The following is a 24021-nucleotide window of genomic DNA, read 5'->3' as shown; positions in this document are numbered from 1 at the left end:
CGGCATCGCCGGCGGGGCGGCGGCAGCGGCCGGGGCCGGAGCGGGGGCCGGGGCCGGGGCGGCGGCGGCCGGAGCGGCGACCGTGCCGGCGGCACCGGCCTCGATCGCCCCCAGCACCGCGCCGACCGCGACGGTGGCGCCGACGGCGACGGCGATCTCGCTCAGCACCCCGCTGGCCGGGGCCGGCACCTCGACGGTGACCTTGTCGGTTTCAAGCTCGACCAGGGTCTCGTCGGCTTTGACGGCCTCGCCGACCGCCTTGAACCATTTGGCGACGGTGGCCTCGGTGACGGATTCGCCCAGCGTGGGCACCAGGATCTGGGTAGACATGGCAAGCTTCCCTTGGAACGATGTTTCTTGTCAGGCGTGCAGGCGCGACAGCTTGGTGGCGCGGCGGAACGGTTGCGGCAATTGGGCGAGGTCGCCGGCCAGCGCGCTTTCGACGATCCATTGCTGCTCGGCGGCGTGGTTCTTGTAGAGCCCGGTCGCCGGCGAGGCCGCCGCCTTGCGGCCGCAATAGACCGCGCGGGTGGCCTTGATGTCGGATTCCTCGCAGATGAACTCGATGCGGCGATCGACGAACATCCACGGCCCCATGTTGGCCGGCTCCTCCTGCACCCACACCAGCTCGGCGTTGGGATAGCGGGCCAGTTCCTTCTTCACCGCGTCCTTCGGCCAGGGATAGAGCTGCTCGACCCGGATGATCGCCACGTCCTCGATCCCCCGCGCGATGCGGGCCTCGAGCAGGTCGTAATAGACCTTGCCCGAGCAGAGGATAACGCGACGGATCTTCTCGTCCGGCACCAGATGCAGCGCCTCGGGCAGCACCCGGTAGAAGCGGGTGCCCGACTGGAACTGGTCGAGGTCGGAGATGCACATCTTGTGACGCAGCAGCGATTTCGGCGTCATCAGCACCAGCGGCTTGCGGTAGTTGCGGCGCAGCTGGCGGCGCAGGACGTGGAAATAATTGGCCGGGGTCGAGACGTTGCAGACCTGCCAATTGTCCTCGGCCGACAGCTGGAGGTAACGCTCCCACCGCGCCGAGCTGTGTTCGGGGCCCTGACCCTCGAAGCCGTGCGGCAGCAGCAGCACCAGCCCCGACATCCGCAGCCACTTCGATTCGCCCGAACTGATGAACTGGTCGATGATCACCTGGGCGCCGTTGGCGAAATCGCCGAACTGGGCCTCCCACATCACCAGGGCGTTGGGCTCGACCTGGGAATAACCGTATTCAAACGCCAGCACCGCCTCTTCCGACAACGGGCTGTCGATCACCTCGAAGCGGGGCTGCTCGGGGCGGAGATGGTTGAGCGGCTCGTGACGCGCCTCGCTGTCCTGGTCGATCAGGCGGCAATGGCGCTGCGAGAAGGTGCCGCGCCCGCAATCCTGACCGGACAGGCGGACCTGATTGCCCTCCAGCAGCAGGGTGCCGAACGCCAGCGCCTCGGCGGTGGCCCAGTCGATGCCGCGCCCGGTCTCGATCGCCTCGCGCTTGGCGTCGAGCTGGCGGGCGATCTTGCGGTTGAGGGCGAAGCCGTCCGGCACCCGGGTCAGGCCGGCGCCGACCTCGTGCAGCAGGTCGAGCGGCACCCCGGTCTTTTCCTCGCGGAATTCCTCCTCGTCGGCGAGCTGGACGATGCCCTGCCACTTGCCTTCGAGCCAGTCGGCCTTGTTGACCTTGAAGCTCTTCGAGGCGGCGAACTCGGCCTCCAGCCGGGCGTGGAATTCCCCCACCAGCCCGTCGGCCTGCTCGCGGGTGAAGACCCCCTCTGCCACCAGCTTGTCGGCATAGAGGGCGCGGGTGGTCGGCAGGGCGCCGATCTTGCGGTACATCAGCGGCTGGGTGAAGCCGGGCTCGTCGGCCTCGTTGTGGCCCTGGCGCCGGTAGCACTGGATGTCGATCACCACGTCCGACTTGAAGTGCTGGCGGAACTCGATGGCGATGCGGGCGACGTGGACCACCGCCTCGGGATCGTCGCCGTTGACGTGGAACACCGGGGCCTGGAAGCCCTTGGCGACGTCGGAGCAATAGGGGCCGGAGCGGGAATATTCCGGCGCGGTGGTGAAGCCGATCTGGTTGTTGACGATGATGTGGATGGTGCCGCCGGTCGAGTAGCCGGCCAGCTGCGACAGCATGAAGGTCTCGGGCACCACCCCCTGGCCGGCGAAGGCGGCGTCGCCATGGATGATGATGCCGAGGATCCGGACATGCTCGGTGTCGCCGGCATGGGTCTGCTTGGCGCGGACCTTGCCGACCACCACCGGCCCGACCACTTCGAGGTGGGACGGGTTGGGCACCAGCGACAGGTGGATCACCTTGCCGTCGAAATCGCGGTCGCCCGAGGTGCCGAGATGGTATTTGACGTCGCCCGAGCCCTGGACATCCTCGGGATGGGCGGCATTGCCCTGGAATTCGGAGAAGATCGCCTGATAGGGCTTGGCCAGGAAGTTGGCCAGCACGTTGAGCCGGCCGCGATGGGCCATGCCGATCACCGCGTCCTCCAGCCCGAGCTGGCTGCCGCGCTTGATGATCTGCTCCAGCGCCGGGATCAGCACCTCGCCGCCTTCAAGGCCGAAACGCTTGGTGCCGGTATATTTGAGCTGAAGGAAGCGTTCGAATCCTTCCGCCTCGGTCAGGCGTTCGAGGATCGCCTGCTTGCCGCGCGGGGTGAAGTCGGTGCGGTTGTGGATCGATTCGATCCGCTTCTGGATCCAGGCCTTCTGGTCGGGGTCCTGGATGTGGGTGAACTCGACGCCGATATGGGCGCAATAGGTGTCGCGCAGCACCTGGAGAATCTGGCGCAGGGGGGCCTTTTCCAGCCCCAGCACGTTGTCGAGGAAGATCTCGCGGTCGAGGTCGGCCTCGGTGAAGCCGTAGGTGCGGTAATCGAGTTCGGGATGGAATTCGCGCTTGGTCAGGCCGAGCGGATCGAGTTCGGCCAGCAGATGGCCACGGACGCGGTAGGAGCGGATCAGCATCAGGGCGCGGATCGAATCCGTCTGCGCCTGCCGGATCGCCGCCGCGTCGGGGCACACACCCGCCTCGGCCTTGGCCGCCTCGCCTTTGCCCGGCTTGGCCTTGGCGGGGGGCGGTGCGTCGGGATCGGGAGCGCCAATCACCTTGAGATCGCGGCGCAACGCGCCTCGGCCCTTGAAATCGCCGTCAAGCTGGGCGGGATCGTCGCGCAGCTCGCGGAAGAACTGGCCCCAGGACGGATCGACCGAAGCCGGATCGTCGAGATAACGGGCATAGAGTTCGGCAATGAACACGGCGTTGCCGCCGGTCAGAAAGGACATCTCCTCGGAAGGCCTGCTCATCCTGGGACTCGGCGCGGGGAACGCCCGCGCCCCTTTCATTTTTGGGCCGGATGGCGCCCCGGGGCGCCCCCAGGCCAGTGGTGTCGGCGAAGAAAAGCCCGAACGCCCCTCCCGCCGTCGCGACGGCGGCGGGAGGGGCGACAGACTTAGCCCTTCAGCAAGGTCAGCATGGTCGAGCCCAGCGCCGCCGGCGATTCGGCGACGGCGATCCCGGCCGCACGCATGGCCTCGATCTTGAAGTCGGCGGTGTCGCAGCCGCCCGAGATCACCGCGCCGGCATGGCCCATGCGGCGGCCGGGCGGAGCGGTACGGCCGGCGATGAAGCCGACGGTCGGCTTCTTCACCTTCGACGACTTCAGCAGTTCGGCGCCCTTGACCTCGGCGTCGCCGCCGATCTCGCCGATCATGATGATCGCCTCGGTCTCGGGGTCGGCCAGGAACATCTCCAGGCAATCGACGAAGTTGGTGCCGTTGATCGGGTCACCGCCGATGCCGATGCAGGTGGTCTGGCCGAGGCCGGCGGCGGTGGTCTGGGCCACCGCCTCGTAGGTCAGGGTGCCGGACCGCGACACGATGCCGACCTTGCCGCGCTGGTGGATGTGACCGGGCATGATGCCGATCTTGCACTCGCCGGGGGTGATCACGCCGGGGCAGTTCGGCCCGATCAGCCGCGACTTCGAACCGGCCAAAGCCCGCTTGACCGCCAGCATGTCGATCACCGGGATGCCCTCGGTGATGCAGACCACCAGCTCGATCTCGGCGTCGATCGCCTCAAGGATCGCGTCGGCGGCGAACGGCGGCGGCACGTAGATCACGCTGGCATTGGCGCCGGTGGCGTGCTTGGCCTCGGCCACGGTGTTGAACACCGGCAGGTCAAGGTGGCGGCTGCCGCCCTTGCCGGGGGTGACGCCGCCGACCATCTTGGTGCCGTAGGCGATCGCCTGTTCGGAATGGAAGGTGCCCTGGGCGCCGGTGAAGCCCTGGCAGATCACCTTGGTCTCGGAATTGACGAGAACGGCCATGATTACGCGGCCTCCTTCACGGCCTTGACCACCTTTTCGGCGGCATCCGCCAGATTGTCGGCGGCGATGATGGGCAGGCCGCTCTGGGCCATGATCTTCTTGCCGAGCTCGACGTTGGTCCCTTCGAGCCGGACCACCAGCGGCACGTTGAGGCTGACCTCGCGCGCGGCGGCGACCACGCCGTCGGCGATCACGTCGCAGCGCATGATGCCGCCGAAGATGTTGACCAGGATGCCTTCGACGTTGGGATCCGACAGGATCAGCTTGAAGGCGGTGGTGACGCGCTCCTTGGTGGCGCCGCCGCCGACGTCGAGGAAGTTGGCCGGTTCGCCGCCATACAGCTTGATGATGTCCATCGTCGCCATCGCGAGGCCGGCGCCGTTGACCATGCAGCCGATCGAGCCGTCAAGCTTGATGTAGTTGAGCGAGTGGCGGGTGGCCTCCAGCTCGGCCGGATCCTCTTCCGACTCGTCGCGCAGTTCCTCGATGTCCTTGTGACGGAACAGGGCGTTGTCGTCGAAATTGACCTTGGCGTCGAGCGCGATCAGCTCGCCCTCGCCGGTGACCACCAGCGGGTTGATCTCGGCGATCGACATGTCGAGGTCGAGGAACGCCTTGTAGAGGGCGGCCAGGAACTTGACCAGATTGGAGACCTGCTTGCCCTCGAGCCCGAGGCCGAAGGCGATCTGGCGGCCGTGATAGGGCTGGAAGCCCTCGACCGGATCGATGCCGACCTTGATGATCTTTTCGGGATGGGCGGCGGCGACCTCCTCGATCTCCATGCCGCCCTCGGTCGAGGCCATGATGGTGACGCGCGACGAGGCGCGGTCGACCAGCATGCCGAGATACAGCTCGCGCTTGATGTCGCAGCCCTGCTCGACATAGACGCGGCGGACCTCACGACCGGCCGGGCCGGTCTGGACGGTGACCAGCACCTTGCCCATCATCGCGTTGACGGTGGTCTCGACCTCCTCGATCGACTTGACCACCCGGACGCCGCCCTTGCCCGACGGATCGCCGATGAAGTGGCCCTTGCCGCGTCCACCGGCGTGGATCTGCGACTTCACCACCCACACCGGACCACCCAGTTCCTTGGCGACCTGACCGGCCTCGGCGGGGGTGTAGGCCACGCCCCCCTTCAGCACCGGAACGCCGTACCGGGCCAGCAACTGCTTGGCTTGGTACTCGTGGATATTCATTGGTTGCTCCCTGTCTCGCTCTTCCGGGTGGAACCCGGGATGACGCGTTTGGTCATCGCGCCTTGCCCCTGCCCCGAACTCAATGCAGACCAAGCCCGCCCCGGCCGGAACCGGGGCGGACCCGCGCCCTCAGCCCATCAGGCCGCTGGCGACTTTCACCAGACCGCGCACCGCGTCGGCCGACTTGTTGAAGGCGGCCTGCTCGGCGGGGTCGAGGCTGATCTCGACGATGCGCTCGACACCGCCCTCGCCCAGCACCACCGGCACGCCGACGAACACGTCGTCGGGCTGGCCGTAGGTGCCGCCCTTGACCAGGGTCGCCACCGGCATCACCCGCTTCTTGTCCTTGAGGTAGGATTCGGCCATCGCCACCGCCGACGCGGCCGGGGCGTAGAAGGCCGAGCCGGTCTTCAGCAGGTTGACGATCTCGGCGCCGCCGTCGCGGGTGCGCTGGACGATCGCATCAAGCTTCTCCTGGGTGGTCCAGCCCATCTTGACCAGATCCGGCAGCGGAATGCCGGCGACGGTCGAGTAGCGCACCAGCGGCACCATGGTGTCGCCGTGGCCGCCCAGCACGAAGGCGGTGACGTCCTCGACCGACACGTTGAATTCCTCGGCCAGGAAGGTGCGGAAGCGGGCCGAATCCAGCACGCCCGCCATGCCGACGATGCGGTTGGCCGGCACGCCCGAGAAATGCTGGAGCGCCCACACCATCACGTCGAGCGGGTTGGTGATGCAGATCACGAAGGCGTCGGGACAATTGGCCTTGATGCCCTCGCCGACCGCCTTCATCACCTTGAGGTTGATGCCGACCAGATCGTCGCGGCTCATGCCCGGCTTGCGCGGCACGCCGGCGGTGACGATCACCACGTCGGCCCCCTTGATCTCGGCATAGTCGTTGGCGCCGCGATAGCGCACGTCAACGCCTTCGACCGGGGTCGATTCGAGGATGTCGAGCGCCTTCCCCTGCGGGACCCCCTCGGCGATGTCGAACAGGACGACGTCGCCCAGTTCCTTGAGCCCGATCAGATGGGCGAGCGTGCCGCCGATGTTGCCGGACCCTACGAGAGCGATCTTCTTGCGTGCCATGATGGGGACTTCCCTCGAACGTGATCAACATAAAGGGGCGAACGGGTGGGGGCCGCGCCGGCTCGCCATCCGTCGTCGGTCCGCTTTGGTACCCCGTTTTCGCCGTGAGAGCAAGGAGATTGCCGTGGCGCGCCGCGGCAGGAAATATCGTTTATTCCAAGGGACTCGGCCTTGACGATCCCGGTCGCGCTCCCCATCTTGCCCCGCCCCACCCGGACGGGCTTTGCCCCACCCTTGTGGGTGGGGTGGAGCACCGCGCTTCACCGCCCGGGGCTAGGCCCCGACCGCCTCGTCGCGGGCCAGCCAGTCGTCGCTCTGCATCTCCATCAGGCGCGACACGGTGCGTTCGAACTCGAACGCCCCCTCCCCCTCGGGATAGAGCCGTTCCGGCGCCGCCGCCGCCGAGCAGATCAGGGTCACCCGGCGTTCGTAGAGGGCATCGACCAGGGTGACGAAGCGGCGGGCCTTGTCGGCATTGGCCGGCGACAGCACCGGCACGTCGGACAGCACCAGGGTGTGGTAGCGCCCGGCCAAAGCGAGATAGTCCGACGGCCCCAGCGCCGCGCCGCACAACTGGTCGAACGAGAACCGCGCCACCCCCATCGCCGCCAGCGGCACCCGCACCGGATGGCCGTTGACCTCGAATTGCTGCGGGGTGGCGCCCATCCCCTCGGTCAGGCGGGCGAAGGCGAGGTCGAGCGCCGCCTCGGCCGCCTCGTCATTGGGCCAGTGATAGACCTGGAGCCCCTGCTTGCGCCCGAGACGGTAATCGCGCTCGGACAGCAGTTCCAGCACCTCGAACCGCTGCTCGATCAGGGCGATGAAGGGGAGGAAGCGGTCGCGCTGGAGCCCGTCCTTGTAGAGGTCGGAGGGCGCGCGGTTGGAGGTGATCACCATCACCACCCCCTCGTCGAGCAGGGCCTGGAACAGCCGGCCGACGATCATCGCGTCGCCGATGTCGGTGACCTGCAATTCGTCGAGGCACAGCAGCCAGGCCTCGGCGGCGATCGAGCGGGCCAGCTTGGGGATCGGGTCGGCGTCGCGCCGGGTCTTGGCCTGGCGCCAGAGATGGATCTCGCGATGGATGTCGCGCATGAATTCGTGGAAATGGACCCGCCGCTTGCCGGCCACCGGGGCGGTGCGAAAGAACAGGTCCATCAGCATCGACTTGCCCCGCCCGACCGGGCCGTGCAGGTACAGCCCCTGGTACGGCGGCCGGCCGCGCCCGCCGCCCAGCCAGGTGCCGCCCCGGCGCAGGCCGAAGCGGCCGAGCCAGCCGGTGGCGGCCAGCGCCGGGCGATAGCCGGTCAGGGCAAGATGGAAGTCCTGCAACCGTTCGACCGCACGCTCCTGGGCGAGGTCGGGGGCGATCTCCCCCGCCGCCACTCCGGCGCGATAGACGGAGAGCGGCCCGGCGCTCATGCGTCGAGGGCGGGAGCGACGGGGGCGGGCGGCGCGGCGGGGGCGGCCCCGCACAGGGCCAGCCATTCCGCCTCGGTCAGCACGGCGAGGCCGAGATCGCGCGCGGCGGTGGCCTTCGAGCCGGCATCGGCCCCGACCACCACGAAATCGGTCTTGCGCGACACCCGGCCGACCACCTTGGCCCCCATCGCCTCGGCGCGGGCCTTGGCCTCGGGCCGGGTCATCGCGGTCAGCGTGCCGGTGAACACCACCGAGCGGCCGGCCAGCGGCGAATCCGCCGCCTCGACCACCCGGGCCGGGCCGACCCCGCCGCCGAGGGCCGCCATCGCCGCCAGCAACTGGTCGATCGCCTCGCTGTTGTGGGCCTCGGCGAAGAAGGCGGCGAGATCCTCGGCCACCGACGGGCCGATATCCTCGATCGCCTCGAGATCGGCGCGGGCCTCGGCCTCGCCGGCGGCGACCCGGTCCATCGCCTCGCGCCACGCCGCCAGGGTGCCGTAATGGCGGGCGAGGCGGCGGGCGGTGGCCTCGCCGATCTGGCGGATCCCCAGCGCGTAGATGAAGCGTTCGAGCCCGATGGTGGCGCGGTCACGAATCGCGGCGAACAGCTTCTCGACCGACCGCTTGCCCCAGCCGTCGCAATTCTCGAGCCGGGTCAGCGACGCGGCCTCGCGCGCCTCCAGCCGGAAGATGTCGGCCGGGGTGCGCACCAGCTCCCTGTCCCACAGGAACTCGACGTTCCTGTCGCCCAGCCCCTCGATGTCGAAGGCAAGGCGCGAGGCGAAATGGCGCAGCCGCTCCTTGGCCTGGGCCGGGCAGGTCAGGCCGCCGACGCAGCGGCGGATCACCTCGCCCTCCGGCCGCTCGGCATGGGCGCCGCAGGCCGGGCAGACCTCCGGGAAGGCGAAGGCGGGCGCGCGCTCGGCCCCCGGTTCGGCCACCACCTCGACCACCTGCGGGATCACGTCGCCGGCGCGCTGGACGATCACGCTGTCGCCGACCCGGACATCCTTGCGGGCGATCTCGTCCTCGTTGTGCAGGGTGGCGCGGGTCACCACCACGCCGCCGACATTGACCGGGGTCAGGATCGCCACCGGGGTCAGCGCCCCGGTGCGGCCGACCTGGATCTCGATCCGCTCGACCCGGGTGGTGGCCTGCTCGGCCGGGAATTTGTGGGCGATCGCCCAGCGCGGCGAGCGGCTGACCATGCCGAGCCGCTGTTGCAGGTCGATCGCGTCGATCTTGTAGACCACCCCGTCGATGTCGTAGGGCAGCTCGGCGCGATGCTCGCCCAGGGTGTGGTAGAACGCCAGCAGCTCGGCGACCGAGCCGGCGCGGGCCGACAGCGGGTTGACCGGGAAGCCCCAGGCCTTGAAGCGGGCCAGCAGGTCCCAGTGGCTGGCGGCCAGGGCGCCGGAACTGTCGCCGACGGCATAGACGAACAGGCTGAGCCGGCGCCCGGCGGTGACGGCGGGATCGAGCTGGCGCAGCGAGCCGGCGGCGGCGTTGCGCGGATTGGCGAACGGCTTGTCGCCGGCCTCGGCCTGACGGCGGTTGAGATCGAGGAAATCGGCCTTGGCCATGTAGACCTCGCCCCGGATCTCGATCGAGTCGGGGGCGTCGTCGGGCAGGACGCGCGGCAGCATTGCGGCCGGCAGGGTCAGCAGGTTGGCGGTGACGTCCTCGCCCTCGCCGCCGTCGCCGCGGGTGGCGGCCTGAACCAGCCGCCGTTCCTCGTAACGCAGATTGATCGACAGGCCATCGATCTTCGGCTCGGCGACGAAGGCCAGCGCCGCCTCGGCGCCGAGGCCGAGGAACCGCCGCACCTTCAGGCTGAACTCGGCGACATCCTCCTCGGAGAAGGCGTTGTCGAGCGACAGCATCGGGATGCGGTGGACCACCTTGCCGAAGCCCTCGGCCGGACGGCCACCGACCCGGCGCGCCGGGCTGTCGGCGCGGACCAGATCGGGGAAGCGGGCCTCGATCGCCGCGTTGCGCCGCACCAGGGCGTCATAGCCGGCATCGTCGATCAACGGCGCCGCCAGCACATGGTAGGCATGATCGTGGCGGGCGATCTCGGCGGCGAGCCGGGCCAGTTCGGCCTCGGCCTGTTCGCGGGTCAGGGACTCGATGCTGTCGTCGGTGCCGGTCATGGCGCTGCCCATCCGGTTGCGGGGATCATGGCGGGCTCCCGGCCCCGAACCCCGTTCGTTTTCGAAAAAAGAGGAGGTCCGGAGGCGTCAGCCTCCGGGCGGGGCCGGGGCGGCAGCCCCGCGCGGGGGCTGGGGTCAGGCCTGCCGGGCATCGATGATGGCCCGGCGGATCGCCCGGGTCTCGGTGAATTTCTGCTGGAGGATCTCGCCCTCGCCCCAGCGGATCGCCCGCTGCAACGCGGTGAGGTCCTCGGTGAAGCGCTGGATCACCTCCAGCACCGCCTCGCGGTTGTTGAGGAAGATGTCGCGCCACATCACCGGATCGGAGGCGGCGATGCGGGTGAAGTCACGGAAGCCCGAGGCGGAGAACTTGATCACCTCGTGCTGGAGATGGCCTTCGAGATCGCTGGCGGTGCCGACGATGGTGTAGGCGATCAGGTGCGGCAGGTGCGAGGTGATCGCCAGCACCCGGTCGTGATGACGCGGTTCCATCACCTCGACGTTGGAGCCGATCGCGGTCCACAGCGCCGCCAGCCGGTCGAGCGCGGCCGGATCGGTGCCGGGCAGCGGGGTCAGGATCTGCCAGCGGCCGACGAACAGCCCCTCGGTCGCGCTGGCCGGGCCGGAGAATTCGGTGCCGGCGATCGGATGGCCGGGGATGAAATGCACCCCGGCCGGGATCGACGGGCCGAGATCGCGCACCACCGCCTGCTTGACCGAACCGGTATCGGTGACGATGGCGCCGGGGGTGAGATGGGGGGCGATGGTCTGCCCCACGCTCTTCATCGCCCCGACCGGGACGCCGACCACCACCAGATCCGCGCCGGGAATCACCTCGGCCGGGTCGGCGCTGGCCAGATCGACCAGCCCCATCTCGACCGCGACGCGGCGCGCCTCGGGATCGATCTCGAACGTCACCAGCCGCCGGGCCAGACCCTGCCGGCGCAGGGCCAGCGCCAGCGACGAACAGATGTGGCCGATGCCGACCAGACAGACGGTCTCGAACGCCGGCTCCGGGCTCATCCCTCCGCCCCGCTGGCGACGAACGCGGCCAGCGCCGCGGCCACCGCTTCGTTCTCCTCGCCGGTGCCGATGGTGATCCGCAGCGAATCCCCCAGCCCGTAGCCGGCCATCGCCCGCACGATCACCCCGCGCCGGCGCAGGAAGGCATCGGCATCGGCGGCGGTCTTGCCCGGCTGCTGCGGGAAGCGCACCAGGATGAAGTTGGTGACGCTCGGCACCACGGTCAGGCCGAGCCCGGCCAGCTTGTCGGTCAGCCAGGGGCGCCACGCGTCGTTGTGGGCCTTGACCCGGGCGAAGTGGTCGCCGTCGGCCAGCGCCGCCTCGCCCGCCGCCAGCGCGGCGGCGCTGACGTTGAACGGGTTGCGGGTACGGTTGAGCACGTCGGCGATCACGGCCGGGCAATAGGCCCAGCCCAGCCGCAGCCCGCCCAGGGCGTAGATCTTCGAGAAGGTGCGGCAGACCACGGTGTTGTCGCCCTGATCGACCAGTTCGTTGCCGCAGGAATAATCCTCGGCGGTGACGAACTCGGCATAGGCGGCGTCGAGCACCAGCAGGATGTCATCGCGCAGGCCGGCGCGCAGCCGCGCCACCTCGGCGGTCGGCAGGTAGGTGCCGGTCGGGTTGTTGGGATTGGCGAGGAACACCACCTTGGTGCGCGGGGTCACCGCCGCCAGCAGGTTGTCAACGCTGGCGACCAGATCGATTTCGGCCGCCTTGACCGGGGTGGCGCCGCTGGCCTTGGCGGCGATCGCGTACATCAGGAAGCCGTGCTCGGATTGCAGCACCTCGTCGCCCGGACCGACATAGGAGCGGCACAGCAGGCCGAGCAGCTCGTCCGAGCCGGCGCCGCAGACGATGCGGTCGGGATCGAGGCCGTAATGCGCCGCCAGCGCCGCCCGCATCCGGGTGGCGCCGCCGTCGGGATAACGGTGGCTTTCCGGTCCCAGCTCCGCCAGAGCCGCCATCGCCTTGGGGCTCGGCCCCAGCGCGCCCTCGTTGGAGGACAGTTTGATGACGCGGCTGACACCCTCGAGGGCGGATTCACCGCCGACATAGGGACGGATGTCCATGATGCCGGGACGGGGCGCGGGAGCGGACACGGCGGATACTCCTCAGACAGACACTACGACAACCAGAAAAACGACGGGGGGAGGGAAGAGAAGCGGCCTCAGGCGAGCGCCTCGGGCGGGAGGGGGGTGGCGTAGCCCCCGACCACCGAGACGTGGGCGACCGGCTCGCGGGTGGCGGTGAGCCGGGCGAGGCGGGGATCGGCGGCGGGGACGTGGCCGAGGATCTCGATCAGATGCAGCCAGACGTCGCCGTGGCGACAGACCGCCAGCACCCCGGCCGAATCCAGCCCGGCGGCGGCGACGGCGGCGCGCAGGCGGTCGCGGCTGACGTCGGGGCCGCTTTCCAGCACCATCAGGGTGCGGTCGTCGCCGGTCTCGTCATGGTCGCGGCAGGCGATCACCAGCGCCTGGGGCGGCTCGGGCACGCCGGGAGCCGGCGGCGGGGCGACGAACGGCAGCCGCGCCACCACCCGGGGCCCCTCGCCCCGCCCGGCGGCGAGGCTGGTCCACCACGGCTCGGCCTCCTCGGCGACGTCGCTGCCGACCGCCTGGGGCAGCGGCACCAGCCCGGCCGAGGCCTCGCCGTCGGCGACGGCGCGCACCACCTGACCGGGGGTGCGACAGATCTGGAGCGGCACCACCACGCCGAAATGGTTGCGGGCCAGTTCGACGAAGCTGGCGCCGCGCCCTTCGCCCTCGGCATGGACCGCCACCGCGAACGGGGCCTGGATCGCCAGCAGGGCGCCGATCATCTCGCGCCAGATCCGCACCAGCGCCATGCGGGGGAACTGGCCGCGATGGCGGGCGAGCAGGCGGCGGAGGATCTCGGCCTCGCGGCCGGGGCGCAGCACCACCGCGCGGTCGCCCTTGGCGACGGCGACCCTTTCGACCAGGGCCGATCGTTGGATCAACAGGTCGTGAATCGATTCGTCGATGCGATCGATTTCGCGGCGAAGCTGGTCAAGGCTGACGCTGTTCTGGGGCATGGTGCGGGCGTGATCGGGAATCCGGTTCAAGGGGGATAGGTTTAGAGCCCCCGCGTCCGGAAATCAAAGAAAACGTTGACAGTGGGGGGCCGCGACCCTAGCTAAACGATTTCCGCCCGATGATGCGGATTAGGACCGTCGATCCGATGAGCGCTGCCGAGCCCGTTTCCACCTCTCCCGCCGCCGGCGCCGACCTCAGGGTCACGCTTGGGCGCGACCGGCCGATCCGGCTCGATTGCGGAGCCGAACTGGGCGAGGTCACCGTCGCCTACAGCACCTATGGCCGGCTCAATCCCGACCGCTCCAACGCGATCCTGATCTGCCACGCTTTGACCGGCGACCATCACGTCGCCGATCCCCATCCGATCACCGGCAAGCCGGGCTGGTGGAGCCCGCTGGTCGGTCCCGGCCGGCTGTTCGACACCGACCGCTATTTCGTGATCTGCTCGAACGTGCTGGGCGGCTGCATGGGCAGCACCGGCCCGGCCGACACCGATCCCGCCACCGGCAAGCCGTGGGGCCTGTCCTTCCCGGTGATCACCATCGGCGACATGGTCGAGGTCCAGGCCCGGCTGATCGACCATCTCGGCATCGACCAGCTGTTCTGCGTGGTCGGCGGCTCGATGGGCGGGATGCAGGTGCTGGAATGGGCCCACGCCCACCCCGAGCGGGTGTTCGCGGCGATCCCGATCGCCACCGCCGCCCGCCATTCCGCCCAGAACATCGCCTTCAACGAGGTCGGCCGGCAGGCGATCATGGCCGATCCCGACTGGTGCGACGGCGATTACCAGAACCAGGGCAAGCGCCCCAAGCGCGGCCTCGCCGTGGCGCGGATGGCGGCGCACATCACCTATCTGTCGGAACCGGCGCTGCACCAGAAATTCGGCCGCAACCTGCAAAACCGCGAGCGGGTCACCTACGGCTTCGACGCCGATTTCCAGGTCGAGAGCTATCTGCGCCACCAGGGCTCGACTTTCGTCGACCGCTTCGACGCCAATTCCTATCTCTACATCACCCGGGCGATGGATTATTTCGACCTCGCCGGCGAGAATGGCGGGGTACTGGCCAACGCCTTCCGGGGCACCCGCACCCGGTTCTGCGTGATCTCCTTCACCAGCGACTGGCTGTTCCCGACCGCCGAAAGCCGGGCGGTGGTCCATGCCCTCAACGCGGTGGCGGCCAGCGTCAGCTTCGTCGAGATCCGCTCCGACAAGGGCCACGACGCCTTCCTGCTCGACGAACCGGAATTCCACGCCACCCTGGCCGGCTTCCTCGAAGGCGCCGCCGCCCATCGCGGCCTGCCCTCCTTCCCCGTGCGGCGGACCGAGTGATGATGATGATCGCCAACGGCGCCCTGCGCGTCGATCTCAAGCTGATCGCCGAGATGATCGAACCGGGCGCCCGGGTGCTCGACGTCGGCTGCGGCGAGGGCACCCTGCTCGACTGGCTCGGCCGCCATCGCGATGTCGATGGACGGGGGATCGAACTGTCGATGGAGGGGGTGTCGGCGGCGGTGTCGCACGGTCTGTCGGTGATCCAGGGCGACGCCGACACCGACCTCAAGGATTATCCCAGCGGCGCGTTCGATTACGTGATCCTCAGCCAGACCCTCCAGGCCACCCACGAGCCGCGCAAGGTGCTGGAGAACATGCTGCGGATCGGCCGCCGCGCCATCGTCTCGTTCCCCAATTTCGGCCATTGGCGGGTGCGCGCCCACCTGCTGTTCCGCGGCACCATGCCGGTGACCGACACCCTGGCCTATCAGTGGTACGACACCCCCAACATCCATTTCTGCACCATCCGCGACTTCCTCAACCTGTGCGCCGAGCTGCGGGTACGGGTCGACAAGGCGATCGCGCTCGACCGCGACGGCCGGGTGGTGCCGCTGCCGCGCGCCCCCGGCATCGCCAACCTGTTCGCCGATCAGGCCCTGTTCGTGCTGGCGCGCGACCAGGGCGAGGGCTGATGCCGGCCCGAGCCTGGCTCGGCATCGGCTGCCGCCCGGGGCTCGCGCCCGCAACCCTCGACGCGGCGCTGGCCGCCTTCGCCGCCCGCCACCGGCTCGACCTCGCCACGCTGGCCGGCCTCGCCACGCTGGAGGCCCGCGCCGGCGAGCCGGCGCTGGTCGCCCTCGCCGGGCGGCTGGGGCTGCCGCTGCGGGCGTTTTCCGCCGCCCGGCTGGAGCAGGAAACCCCGCGCCTCGCCACCCCCTCGGCGCGGGTGTTCGCCCTGACCGGCTGCCATGGCGTCGCCGAAGCCGCCGCGCTGGCCGCCGCCGGCCCCGCCGCCATCCTGCGGATTCCCCGCGCCGCCTTCGCCGCCGTCACCCTGGCCGTGGCCGAGTAACAAGGATGTGGGCTCCGCCCACGCCCGCCAAGGGCCGGGGGCCCTTGGAACCCTTTCCTGGTCCTGCGCGCTGGCCTCGCCGCCACCGACGCGCTATTTTTTCCCTCACCTCAGACGATCGGAGTGCAACGATCCAGATGGCCGACCGAGATCAATCGTCCGCCGCCCCGGTGCTGTCGGTGGTGATCCCCTGCTACAACGAGGGCGAAAACGTCCCGCTGCTGTTCGGCCGGCTGATGCCGGCCCTGCACGCCCTCGGCGTCAGCATCGAGGTGATCTGCGTCAATGACGGCTCAAGCGACGACACCCTCGACCGGCTGCGCGCGGTCCAGCGCGACGAGCCGACGCTCAGGATCGTCGATCTGTCGCGCAATTTCGGCAAGGAAAAGGCCCTGTCGGCCGGCCTCGCCCACACCCGGGGGCAGGCGGTGGTGCCGATGGATGCCGACCTCCAGCACCCGCCCGAGGCGATCGCCCCGATGCTGGAGAAATGGCGCGAGGGCTGGGAAGTGGTCTGCGCCCGCCGCGACGCCCGCGCCGGCCAGAGCCTGAAGGACCGGCTGTTCGCCCGGGGCTTCTATTGGGTGTTCGACCATCTGTCCGACGTGCGGCTGCCGCGCGAGGTCGGCGATTTCCGCCTGATGGACCGCCGGGTGGTCGAGACCATCAACGCTATGCCGGAACGCTCGCGCTTCATGAAGGGGATCTTCGCCTGGGTCGGCTTCCGCCAGACCGAGATCCTCTACCATCAGGGCGAGCGCGCCGCCGGCATCTCGAAATTCAGCCCGATCAAGCTGCTGCGCTTCGCCTTCGACGGCCTGACCTCGTTCTCGAACTTCCCGCTGCGGGTGTGGGGGGTGATCGGCGCGGCGATCTCGACCCTGGCCTTCTGCTACATCCTGGTCCGGATCATCCGCACCCTGGTCTGGGGCATCGACGTGCCGGGCTACGAATCGATCCTGGTGTCGGTGCTGTTCCTCGGCGGGATGCAATTGCTGACCCTCGGCATCATCGGCGACTATCTCGGCCGGGTGTTCGACGAGGTCAAGGGCCGGCCGCTGTTCATCGTCCGGCGGCTGTACGAGCCGGGGGAAGAGTAAGCGGGGCTGCCGCCCCGCACCCCGCCTGGAGGCTGGCGCCCCAGACCTCCCCCTTTTTTTGAAAACAAAGGGGGTCCGGGGCATCGCCCCGGTTGGGTTTGGGCGAAAGCCCAATCAGGGAAAGGGCCGATCCCGTCAGAAACCGGGGTCCGACTCGGCCAGCAGCGGGGCGGCGCGGTCCTTGGCCGACACCAGCGGGTCGGCCACCGGCCAGGGGATGCCGATCGCCGGATCGTTCCAGCGCAGCGCGCGGTCGTGCGCGGGCGAATAATAGGCGCTGACCTTATAGGCCACCTCGGTGTCGGGTTCGAGGGTCAGCAGGCCATGGGCGAAGCCCGGCGGCACCCACAGCATCCGGCAATCCCCGCCGGTCAGCTCGACCGCGACGAAGCGGCCATAACTGGGCGAGCGGCGGCGCAGATCGACCGCGACGTCGTACACCCGCCCGGCGAGGCAGCGCACCAGCTTGCCGGCCGCCATCGGCGCGGTCTGGTAATGCAGCCCGCGCAGGACATGGGCGCCGGAGCGGGAATGGTTGTCCTGGACGAAGCGCGGCAGGCCGGCGCGCAGAAAGGCGTCCTCGCGGTAGGATTCGACGAAGAAACCGCGCTCGTCCCGCGCCACCTGATGCTCGATCAGCAGGACCTCGGGGATGGCGAGCGGGGTGAAGGTGAAATCCATGACGGCGACCTTCAACGGTTGCAGGCGCAAGCGCAGTCAGGAACCACGCCGGGCGCCCGCCCGTCAATCCCGCTGTGGTTTCGCATTGCCTCTTCCCAGCGCGGCCGGGCTGTTCTACCGTCGCCTTGCCCCCCGGCGCCCGCTCGCGCCGCCGGCTTTTCGTTCGCCTCAACGGACCAGACCGCCATCATGACCGCGTTGTCCCCGCTCGCCCCCGCCTGTTTTCCCGCCTTGCCCGTGCTGAAGGGCGTCCGCCTCGCCAGCCACGCCTGCGGCGTCCGCTATGCCGGCCGCACCGACCTGCTGCTGGTCGAACTCGACCCGGGCAGCCGGGTCGCCGGGGTGTTCACCCGCTCGCTGACCGCCTCGGCCCCGGTCGAGTGGTGCCGCAAAGCGGTGGCCGGCGGCCGCGCCCGGCTGCTGGTGGTCAATTCCGGCAACGCCAACGCCTTCACCGGTAGCGCCGGGGTGGCCTCGGTCCGCCGCACCGTCGATCAGGCCGCCGCCCTGATCGGCTGCGCCGCCGAGGAGGTCACCGTCAGCTCGACCGGCACCATCGGCGTGCGCCTGCCCGACGAGAAGATCACCGCCGCCTTCGGCGCCGTCCACGCCAAGCTGGCCGGCGACGCCTGGGAAGAGGCGGCGCGGGCGATCATGACCACCGACACCTATCCCAAGGGCGCCACCCGCACCGCCAGCATCGACGGGGTGACGGTGACGATCAACGGCATCGCCAAGGGCTCGGGGATGATCGCCCCGGACATGGCGACGATGCTGTCCTACGTCTTCACCGACGCCGACATCGCCGCCCCGGCGTTGCAGGCGCTGCTGTCCGAGGGGGTCAAGGGCTCGTTCAACGCCATCACGGTGGACAGCGACACCTCGACCAGCGACACCCTGCTGCTGTTCGCCACCGCCCAGGCCGGCAACGCGCCGGTGGCCGACGCCGCCGATCCGCGTCTGGCCGATTTCAAGGCCAAGCTGTTCGACCTGCTGCGCGACCTCGCCCATCAGGTGGTCCGGGATGGCGAGGGCGCCAGCAAGTTCGTCTCGATCGCCGTCACCGGCGCCGACAGCGATCAGGCCGCCCACATCATCGCGATGGCGATCGCCAATTCGCCGCTGGTCAAGACCGCGATCGCCGGCGAGGACGCCAATTGGGGCCGGATCGTGATGGCGGTGGGCAAGGCCGGACAAAAGGCCGACCGCGACCGCCTGACCATCCGCATCGGCGGCGTGCTGGTCGCCGAAAAAGGCGAAGCGGCCGAGGGCTACGACGAAACCCCGGTGGCCGCCCACATGAAGGGGCAGGACATCGCGATCGAGGTCGATCTCGGCCTCGGCGCCGGCCGGGCCCAGGTGTGGACCTGCGACCTGACCCACGCCTATATCGACATCAACGGCTCGTACCGCACCTGAAATCGGGTGGAGGGGCTTTGCCCCTCCGGGGGGATCGCCAAGGGGCGCCCCGCCCCTTGGCCGGGGCTCTGCCCCGAGCAGCCTACTTGTTGCGGGTGGGGGTATAGATCCCGCGCTGCTCGGGCACCGGCTTGAACTTGTCGGAGATGCCGAGCACGGTCTCGGCGCCGCCGAGATAGAGGAAGCCATCCTCGGCGCAGACCTTGTCGATGTTGTCGAGCACGCGGGTCTTGGTCGGCTGATCGAAATAGATCAGCACGTTGCGGCAGAACACCACGTCGAACTGACCGAGCGGCTTGAGGTCGTGCAGCAGATTGTATTCCCGAAACTGCACCATCGCCCGGATCGCCGGGTCGATCTGCCACATTTCGTTGGTCTTCTTGAAATACTTGACCAGCAACTGGATCGGCAGGCCACGCTGGACCTCGAACTGGGAATAAAGCCCGGCCTTGGCCTTTTCCAGCATTTCGGTCGAGATGTCGGTGCCGACGATTTCGATCTTCCAGCCGGCGAGGCGGGCACCTTCCTCCTTGAGGATCATCGCCAGACTGTAGGCTTCCTGGCCGGAGGAACAGGCCGCCGACCAGATCCGGAACGAGCGGCGGCTGGCCCGCTTTTCCAGCAGGGTCGGCAGCACCAGGGCGCGGAACTGGTCGAACGGCTTGATGTCGCGGAAGAAGAAGGATTCGTTGGTGGTCATCGCCTCCGTGATTTCGCGGAGGAGGTCCTCGCCGGCCGAGCGCAGCCCGCTCATCAATTCATCGAGCCCCTTGAGCCCGCGCCGCCGCGCCACCGGGGTCAGCCGGCTTTCCAGCAGGTAGGACTTGTCGGGGGTGATCACCAGGCCCGAGCGGTCCTTGAGGATCTTGGCGACGTAATCGAATTCATCGGGCCGCATCGCTCTAGCGCCTCGTCGCCTGTTTGATGATCCAGGGCGCGATGTCCGGCAACGGCAGCACCGCGGAACAGACCCCGGCGGTAGCCACCGCCCCAGGCATCCCCCACACCACCGACGTCGCCTCGTCCTGGGCGATCACCGTGCCGCCACAGGCCACCACCGCCTGCCCGCCCTTGAGCCCGTCCGACCCCATGCCGGTCAGGATGCAGGTCAGCACGCGGCGGCCATAGGCGGCGGCAAGGCTGCGCAGCATCGGATCGACCGAGGGACGGCAGAAATTCTCCGGCGGGTTCTTGTTGAGACGGATCAGCTTCTCCGAGCCTTTGGTCTCGACCACCATATGGAAATCGCCGGGCGCGATGTAAACCCGGCCCGAGCGCACCGGCTCGCCATCCTGGCCCTCGCGCGCCTCCCAGCCCGACAGGCGGGAGACATGTTCGGCCAGAATGGTGGTGAAGGTCGCCGGCATGTGCTGGGTGATCAGGATCGGCTGCGCCACCGTGCCGGCCCGCATCGTCCCGAGCAGGGTGAACAGCGCCTGCGGCCCGCCGGTCGAGGACCCGATCGCGATCACGTCGAACGATTCGGTCGGACCGGGGACGGGGCGCAGCGTCAGCGCCGGGGCCGGATGGGGGGCGAGACCGGGCCGGGACAGGGCGGCGGCCGACGCCGCCGTCGCCGTGCCGGCGGGACGGGCCACCGGCGCGGCGGCCGGGGCGGCGGCGCGCGGCGGGCGCTTGGGATCGCGGCGGCGGGCCTGGCCGAGGGCGCGGATCTTGGCCAGCAGCTCGGTGCGGAAATCGGCGCCGCCGGCCAGTTCGCGGGTGGCGCTCGGCTTCGGGATGTAATCGGCGGCGCCGGCTTCCATCGCCCGCATCGACACGTCCGCCCCCTTCAGGGTCAGGGTCGATTGCATGATGATGCGCAGGCCGGGATCGGCCTTCAGCAGCTTGGGCAGGGCGGTCAGGCCGTCCATCACCGGCATCTCGATGTCGAGCAGCACCACATCGACCGCCACCCGTTCGAGGGTGTTGAGGGCCATCTGGCCGTTGCCGACCGAGGCGACGATCTCGATGTCGCGTTCGGATTCGAGGATGCGGGTGACGAGTCCGCGCACCACCGCCGAATCATCGACCAGCATCAGTCGGATCGGATCGGCGACGGCGGGGGCGTTGGGGGGGGCTGGCGGCATCGGCGCTGGAATCCGGGGGCCTACAGCAAGCCGACCTGGGAGAACTTCGCCTGAAGAATCTCGCTGTCGAACGGCTTCATGATGTATTCGTTGGCCCCGGCGGTGATCGCTTCCTGGATATGCTCGATGTCGTTTTCGGTGGTGCAGAACACCACCACCGGATGGTTGCCCCCCGGCAGCTTCCGCATTTCGCGCAGAAAATCGATCCCGTTCATCACCGGCATGTTCCAGTCGAGCAGCACCGCATCGGGCATCGCCCGCTTGCAGGCCTCCAGCGCCGCCAGACCGTCCTCGGCTTCCTCGGTGGTGAACTGGAGCTCCTGAAGAATCTTCCGGGCCACCATGCGGATGACCTTGGAATCATCGACGATCAAACAGGACTTCATGCCCAAGGTTCCCTCCGCTGGCGACCACGAAGCGACCCGGAGACATTGGCGCCGGGAGGATCGTCCGTGCGCTCGGTCCGGGCCGGTGCTGCCGGCCTATTCGTTGCGGGTAAAGTCCAGCAGCTTGCCGACATCGAGCACCACCAGCAACTTGTCCTCGAGCCGGTAGATGCCGATCGAGAATTCGCGCCAATGCATGTCGAGGGTCGGAGGGTTACGTTCGAACTTGGCGGCGGGCAGCGACAGTACCTCGCCGACCGAATCGACCATCAGCGAATAAAGCTCGCCGCCCATGTCGACCACCACGCTCATCCCCTTCTTGTCCTCGGCCCGCCGGGGCAGGCCGAGACGGAGACGGACGTCGATCGCGGTGACGATGCGGCCGCGCAGGTTGAGGCTGCCGGCGATCTCGCGCGGGGCGAGCGGGATGCGGGTGATCTTCTGCGGCCCCAGCACGTCCTGCACCGTCAGCACCGGGATGCCGAACAGCTGGCCCTCGATGAACATGGTGACGAAATCCTGGGTCTCGGGGGCGACGAGATCCTGGGACGGGCGTTTGCCGACGGGGACTATCTGCTGGTTCATGCGGCACCTCTGGCAGCGGCGATGGTCGAGGCCAGGGACTGCAACAGGGCGTCACGATCGAATTTCGCGATGTAATCGTTGAACCCGACCTCGCGTCCCCGCTCGAAATCCTTTTCGGTGGCGTGCGATGACAGCGCCACCAGCGGCACCTGGGCCCAACGCGGGTCGGACCGCACCGCGTCGGCGAATTCGAACCCGTTCATGCCCGGCATTTCGATGTCGCTGATGATGGCATCGAACTCGTTGCCCTGCTCGCGCAGCGCCAGGGCCCGGTCGGCCCCCTCGACCGCGATCACCTCGTAGCCGGCCACCGACAACAGCGGGGTCAGCAGGTTGCGGAAGAAGGGCGAGTCGTCGACCAGCAGGATCCGGGGCGAATGGACCTCGCCCGCGCCGAATTCCTTGTCGTTGCGGCCGAACCAGTCGCCGAAGGCCTGCGGTAGGTAATAGCCGGCATCGATGATGGTGGTGGCCTTGCCGGCGATCACCGCCGTGCCGACGATGCCGGGCGACCCGGCCGACAGCTCGACCTTGAGGCGGTCCTCGACGATGTCGACGATCTCGTCGACCACCAGCCCCATGGTGTGCTCGCGGTCGGAGAACACCAGCACCGGCTGGCGGCCGTCCTCGCGGAAATTGGTGGTCGAGTCGATCGCCACCAGCGGCATCAGCTGGCCGCGATACTGCACCATCGGCTTGCCGTGGCTGTGCTCGATCTCCTTGACGTCGATCTCCTCGAGCCGGGCGACCAGGGCCAGCGGCACCGCCTTGAGATCGTCGCCACTGGCGCGGAACACCAGCAGCGAGGTCTTCGAGTCGCCATGCGCCTCGCGCGGCAACTGGGCCTCGGCCGCCTGGGCCCCGGCCATCATCCCGGTTTCGCCGGTGGCGCCGCCGGCGATGCCGTTGGGATCGAGGATCATGATCACCGAGCCGTCACCGAGGATGGTGTTGCCGGAGAACATGGTGATGTTGCGCAGGATCGGCGCCACCGGCTTGACCACGATTTCCTCGGTGTCGAACACCCGGTCGACGATGATGCCGAAGGTGTAGGTGCCGACCTGGGTGACGACGATGAAGGTTTCCTGGCGTTCCTCGGTGTCGTCGGCGAGGCAGAGCAGCCGCTTCAGCGACACCAGCGGCAGCAGGCGGTCGCGCAGGCGCAGCACCGGCGCGTTGTTGATCATCTCGATGCCGTGCTCGGAATTGGCGGTGACCCGCACCAGTTCGAGCACGCTGATCTGCGGGATCGCGAAACGCTCGGTGGCGCATTCGACGATCAGGGCGGAGACGATCGCCAGGGTCAGCGGGATCTTGATGACGAAGGTCGAGCCCTTGCCGGGCTGGCTCTTCAGTTCAACCGTGCCGCCGATCCGCTCGATGTTGGTGCGGACCACGTCCATGCCGACGCCACGGCCGGAAACGCTGGTGACCTTCTCGGCGGTCGAGAAGCCGGCGCGGAAGATGTACTGGTAGATCTGCTGCGGCGTCATCGTCTCCAGTTCGGACTCGGTCGCGAGCCCGTTGGCGATCGCCTTCTGCTTGATCCGGTCGAGATTGAGGCCGCGCCCGTCGTCGGAAATCTCGATGATGATGTGGCCGCCTTCGTGGAAGGCGTTCAGCACGATCTTGCCGACCTCGGACTTGCCGACCTTCTTGCGCTCCTCCGGCCCTTCCAGCCCGTGGTCGGCGGAGTTGCGGACCATGTGGGTCAGCGGATCCTTGATCAGCTCCAGCACCTGACGGTCGAGTTCGGTCTCGGCGCCCAGCATCTGGAGATCGATCTTCTTGTTCATTTCGACCGCGAGGTCGCGGACGATGCGCGGCAGCTTGGCCCAGGCATTGCCGATCGGCTGCATCCGCGTCTTCATCACCCCTTCCTGAAGGTCGGTGGTGATGTGCGACAGACGCTGCAACGGGGTGGCGAATTCGCTGTCGTCCTTGCCGCGGACCATCTGCAACAGCTGATTGCGGGTCAGCACCAGCTCGGACACCAGGGTCATCAGGTTTTCGAGCAGATCGACATTGACCCGGATGGTCTGGGCGGCGACGGCGGATTCCTTGGCCTCGCCGACGGCGACCGCCCCGGCGGGCGGGGCCGCGGCGGCAGGCGCGGCGGCGGTCGGGGCCGG

At 68.9% G+C, this 24021-nt stretch carries 21 protein-coding genes; 5 read left to right on the top strand and 16 right to left on the bottom strand.

Features of this window, described 5'->3' with window-relative positions; genetic code table 11:
- The 10 genes from ACFSNB_RS16610 to ACFSNB_RS16565 all read right to left on the bottom strand — a co-directional run.
- A partial coding sequence (locus tag ACFSNB_RS16610; protein ID WP_377318599.1) for a biotin/lipoyl-containing protein occupies positions 1-330 on the bottom strand: 330 nt, incomplete at its 3' end.
- A gap of 30 nt (positions 331-360) precedes the next feature.
- Positions 361-3318: a 2-oxoglutarate dehydrogenase E1 component gene (locus tag ACFSNB_RS16605; protein WP_377318597.1), complete on the bottom strand. Its 2958-nt coding sequence runs from the start codon at positions 3316-3318 to the stop codon at positions 361-363.
- A 146-nt stretch (positions 3319-3464) separates the two neighbouring features.
- A complete protein-coding gene (sucD, locus tag ACFSNB_RS16600) occupies positions 3465-4340 on the bottom strand; it encodes a succinate--CoA ligase subunit alpha (protein WP_377318595.1) in 876 nt (291 codons plus the stop codon).
- 2 nt (positions 4341-4342) lie between these two features.
- A complete protein-coding gene (gene sucC / locus ACFSNB_RS16595) occupies positions 4343-5539 on the bottom strand; it encodes an ADP-forming succinate--CoA ligase subunit beta (protein WP_377318593.1) in 1197 nt (398 codons plus the stop codon).
- 129 nt (positions 5540-5668) lie between these two features.
- Positions 5669-6628, bottom strand: coding sequence for a malate dehydrogenase (gene mdh / locus ACFSNB_RS16590; protein WP_377318591.1), 960 nt, complete (start codon positions 6626-6628; stop codon positions 5669-5671).
- A gap of 273 nt (positions 6629-6901) precedes the next feature.
- The gene (gene zapE / locus ACFSNB_RS16585) at positions 6902-8050 is read right to left on the bottom strand and encodes a cell division protein ZapE (protein ID WP_377318589.1); all 1149 of its coding nucleotides are present in this window, start codon (positions 8048-8050) and stop codon (positions 6902-6904) included.
- Positions 8047-10203 carry an NAD-dependent DNA ligase LigA gene (gene ligA / locus ACFSNB_RS16580; RefSeq protein WP_377318587.1) on the bottom strand — a complete coding sequence of 719 codons (2157 nt, stop codon included), beginning with the start codon at positions 10201-10203 and terminating at the stop codon, positions 8047-8049. Before ligA ends, zapE begins: the two co-directional genes overlap by 4 nt.
- A 135-nt stretch (positions 10204-10338) precedes the next feature.
- Positions 10339-11226, bottom strand: coding sequence for a prephenate/arogenate dehydrogenase family protein (locus tag ACFSNB_RS16575; RefSeq protein ID WP_377318585.1), 888 nt, complete (start codon positions 11224-11226; stop codon positions 10339-10341).
- Complete coding sequence (gene hisC, locus ACFSNB_RS16570; protein WP_377318603.1) at positions 11223-12296, bottom strand: histidinol-phosphate transaminase; 1074 nt, start codon at positions 12294-12296, stop codon at positions 11223-11225. Before hisC ends, ACFSNB_RS16575 begins: the two co-directional genes overlap by 4 nt.
- Before the next feature lie 98 nt (positions 12297-12394).
- Positions 12395-13282, bottom strand: coding sequence for a chorismate mutase (locus ACFSNB_RS16565; protein ID WP_377318583.1), 888 nt, complete (start codon positions 13280-13282; stop codon positions 12395-12397).
- Positions 13283-13428: 146 nt separating this feature from the next.
- Here ACFSNB_RS16565 and metX point away from each other — a divergent pair, with 146 nt between their 5' ends.
- The 4 genes from metX to ACFSNB_RS16545 all read left to right on the top strand — a co-directional run bounded on the left by metX (position 13429) and on the right by ACFSNB_RS16545 (position 16728).
- Complete coding sequence (gene metX / locus ACFSNB_RS16560; protein ID WP_377318601.1) at positions 13429-14613, top strand: homoserine O-acetyltransferase MetX; 1185 nt, start codon at positions 13429-13431, stop codon at positions 14611-14613.
- Positions 14613-15248 carry a methionine biosynthesis protein MetW gene (metW, locus tag ACFSNB_RS16555; protein ID WP_377318581.1) on the top strand — a complete coding sequence of 212 codons (636 nt, stop codon included), beginning with the start codon at positions 14613-14615 and terminating at the stop codon, positions 15246-15248. Before metX ends, metW begins: the two co-directional genes overlap by 1 nt.
- The gene (locus tag ACFSNB_RS16550) at positions 15248-15628 is read left to right on the top strand and encodes a cobalamin biosynthesis protein (RefSeq protein WP_377318579.1); all 381 of its coding nucleotides are present in this window, start codon (positions 15248-15250) and stop codon (positions 15626-15628) included. The genes metW and ACFSNB_RS16550 overlap by 1 nt, the downstream gene beginning before the upstream one ends.
- Positions 15629-15765: 137 nt before the next feature.
- Positions 15766-16728, top strand: a complete 963-nt coding sequence (locus ACFSNB_RS16545) for a glycosyltransferase family 2 protein (RefSeq protein WP_377318577.1) — start codon at positions 15766-15768, stop codon at positions 16726-16728.
- Between the two features lie 135 nt (positions 16729-16863).
- Here ACFSNB_RS16545 and rfbC read toward each other — a convergent pair whose 3' ends face one another.
- Positions 16864-17409: a dTDP-4-dehydrorhamnose 3,5-epimerase gene (gene rfbC / locus ACFSNB_RS16540; RefSeq protein ID WP_377318575.1), complete on the bottom strand. Its 546-nt coding sequence runs from the start codon at positions 17407-17409 to the stop codon at positions 16864-16866.
- A 189-nt stretch (positions 17410-17598) separates the two neighbouring features.
- Here rfbC and argJ point away from each other — a divergent pair, with 189 nt between their 5' ends.
- Positions 17599-18828 (top strand): bifunctional glutamate N-acetyltransferase/amino-acid acetyltransferase ArgJ, encoded by a 1230-nt coding sequence (argJ, locus tag ACFSNB_RS16535; RefSeq protein WP_377318573.1) that lies wholly within the window; start codon positions 17599-17601, stop codon positions 18826-18828.
- An 82-nt stretch (positions 18829-18910) separates the two neighbouring features.
- Here the strand turns inward: argJ and ACFSNB_RS16530 are convergent, their stop codons facing one another.
- The 5 genes from ACFSNB_RS16530 to ACFSNB_RS16510 form a co-directional block, all read right to left on the bottom strand.
- Positions 18911-19726, bottom strand: a complete 816-nt coding sequence (locus tag ACFSNB_RS16530; RefSeq protein ID WP_377318571.1) for a CheR family methyltransferase — start codon at positions 19724-19726, stop codon at positions 18911-18913.
- A gap of 4 nt (positions 19727-19730) precedes the next feature.
- Complete coding sequence (locus tag ACFSNB_RS16525; protein WP_377318569.1) at positions 19731-20918, bottom strand: protein-glutamate methylesterase/protein-glutamine glutaminase; 1188 nt, start codon at positions 20916-20918, stop codon at positions 19731-19733.
- 20 nt (positions 20919-20938) lie between these two features.
- On the bottom strand, positions 20939-21304 hold the full coding sequence (locus tag ACFSNB_RS16520) for a response regulator (RefSeq protein WP_377318567.1): 366 nt from the start codon (positions 21302-21304) through the stop codon (positions 20939-20941).
- Between the two features lie 96 nt (positions 21305-21400).
- Positions 21401-21889 (bottom strand): chemotaxis protein CheW, encoded by a 489-nt coding sequence (locus ACFSNB_RS16515; RefSeq protein ID WP_377318565.1) that lies wholly within the window; start codon positions 21887-21889, stop codon positions 21401-21403.
- The coding region (locus ACFSNB_RS16510) for a hybrid sensor histidine kinase/response regulator (protein WP_377318563.1) at positions 21886-24021 on the bottom strand (2136 nt) is incomplete at its 5' end. The genes ACFSNB_RS16515 and ACFSNB_RS16510, both read right to left, overlap by 4 nt.

Origin of the sequence: Phaeospirillum tilakii (assembly GCF_042683125.1) — a bacterium.
GTDB classification, from domain to species: Bacteria; Pseudomonadota; Alphaproteobacteria; order Rhodospirillales; family Magnetospirillaceae; genus Phaeospirillum; species Phaeospirillum tilakii.
This window is presented reverse-complemented; position numbering and strand designations above follow the sequence as displayed.

Coding starts and splice junctions, on each gene's coding strand:
- hisC (WP_377318603.1), bottom strand. CDS start 12,296: ATGGACATCCGTCCCTATGTCGGCGGTGAATCCGCCCTCGAGGGTGTC.
- ACFSNB_RS16545 (WP_377318577.1), top strand. CDS start 15,766: ATGGCCGACCGAGATCAATCGTCCGCCGCCCCGGTGCTGTCGGTGGTG.
- ligA (WP_377318587.1), bottom strand. CDS start 10,203: ATGACCGGCACCGACGACAGCATCGAGTCCCTGACCCGCGAACAGGCC.
- ACFSNB_RS16565 (WP_377318583.1), bottom strand. CDS start 13,282: ATGCCCCAGAACAGCGTCAGCCTTGACCAGCTTCGCCGCGAAATCGAT.
- ACFSNB_RS16525 (WP_377318569.1), bottom strand. CDS start 20,918: ATGCCGCCAGCCCCCCCCAACGCCCCCGCCGTCGCCGATCCGATCCGA.
- ACFSNB_RS16520 (WP_377318567.1), bottom strand. CDS start 21,304: ATGAAGTCCTGTTTGATCGTCGATGATTCCAAGGTCATCCGCATGGTG.
- argJ (WP_377318573.1), top strand. CDS start 17,599: ATGACCGCGTTGTCCCCGCTCGCCCCCGCCTGTTTTCCCGCCTTGCCC.
- rfbC (WP_377318575.1), bottom strand. CDS start 17,409: ATGGATTTCACCTTCACCCCGCTCGCCATCCCCGAGGTCCTGCTGATC.
- sucC (WP_377318593.1), bottom strand. CDS start 5,539: ATGAATATCCACGAGTACCAAGCCAAGCAGTTGCTGGCCCGGTACGGC.
- zapE (WP_377318589.1), bottom strand. CDS start 8,050: ATGAGCGCCGGGCCGCTCTCCGTCTATCGCGCCGGAGTGGCGGCGGGG.
- ACFSNB_RS16605 (WP_377318597.1), bottom strand. CDS start 3,318: ATGAGCAGGCCTTCCGAGGAGATGTCCTTTCTGACCGGCGGCAACGCC.
- sucD (WP_377318595.1), bottom strand. CDS start 4,340: ATGGCCGTTCTCGTCAATTCCGAGACCAAGGTGATCTGCCAGGGCTTC.
- ACFSNB_RS16530 (WP_377318571.1), bottom strand. CDS start 19,726: ATGCGGCCCGATGAATTCGATTACGTCGCCAAGATCCTCAAGGACCGC.
- metX (WP_377318601.1), top strand. CDS start 13,429: ATGAGCGCTGCCGAGCCCGTTTCCACCTCTCCCGCCGCCGGCGCCGAC.
- ACFSNB_RS16515 (WP_377318565.1), bottom strand. CDS start 21,889: ATGAACCAGCAGATAGTCCCCGTCGGCAAACGCCCGTCCCAGGATCTC.
- ACFSNB_RS16550 (WP_377318579.1), top strand. CDS start 15,248: ATGCCGGCCCGAGCCTGGCTCGGCATCGGCTGCCGCCCGGGGCTCGCG.
- ACFSNB_RS16575 (WP_377318585.1), bottom strand. CDS start 11,226: ATGAGCCCGGAGCCGGCGTTCGAGACCGTCTGTCTGGTCGGCATCGGC.
- mdh (WP_377318591.1), bottom strand. CDS start 6,628: ATGGCACGCAAGAAGATCGCTCTCGTAGGGTCCGGCAACATCGGCGGC.
- metW (WP_377318581.1), top strand. CDS start 14,613: ATGATGATGATCGCCAACGGCGCCCTGCGCGTCGATCTCAAGCTGATC.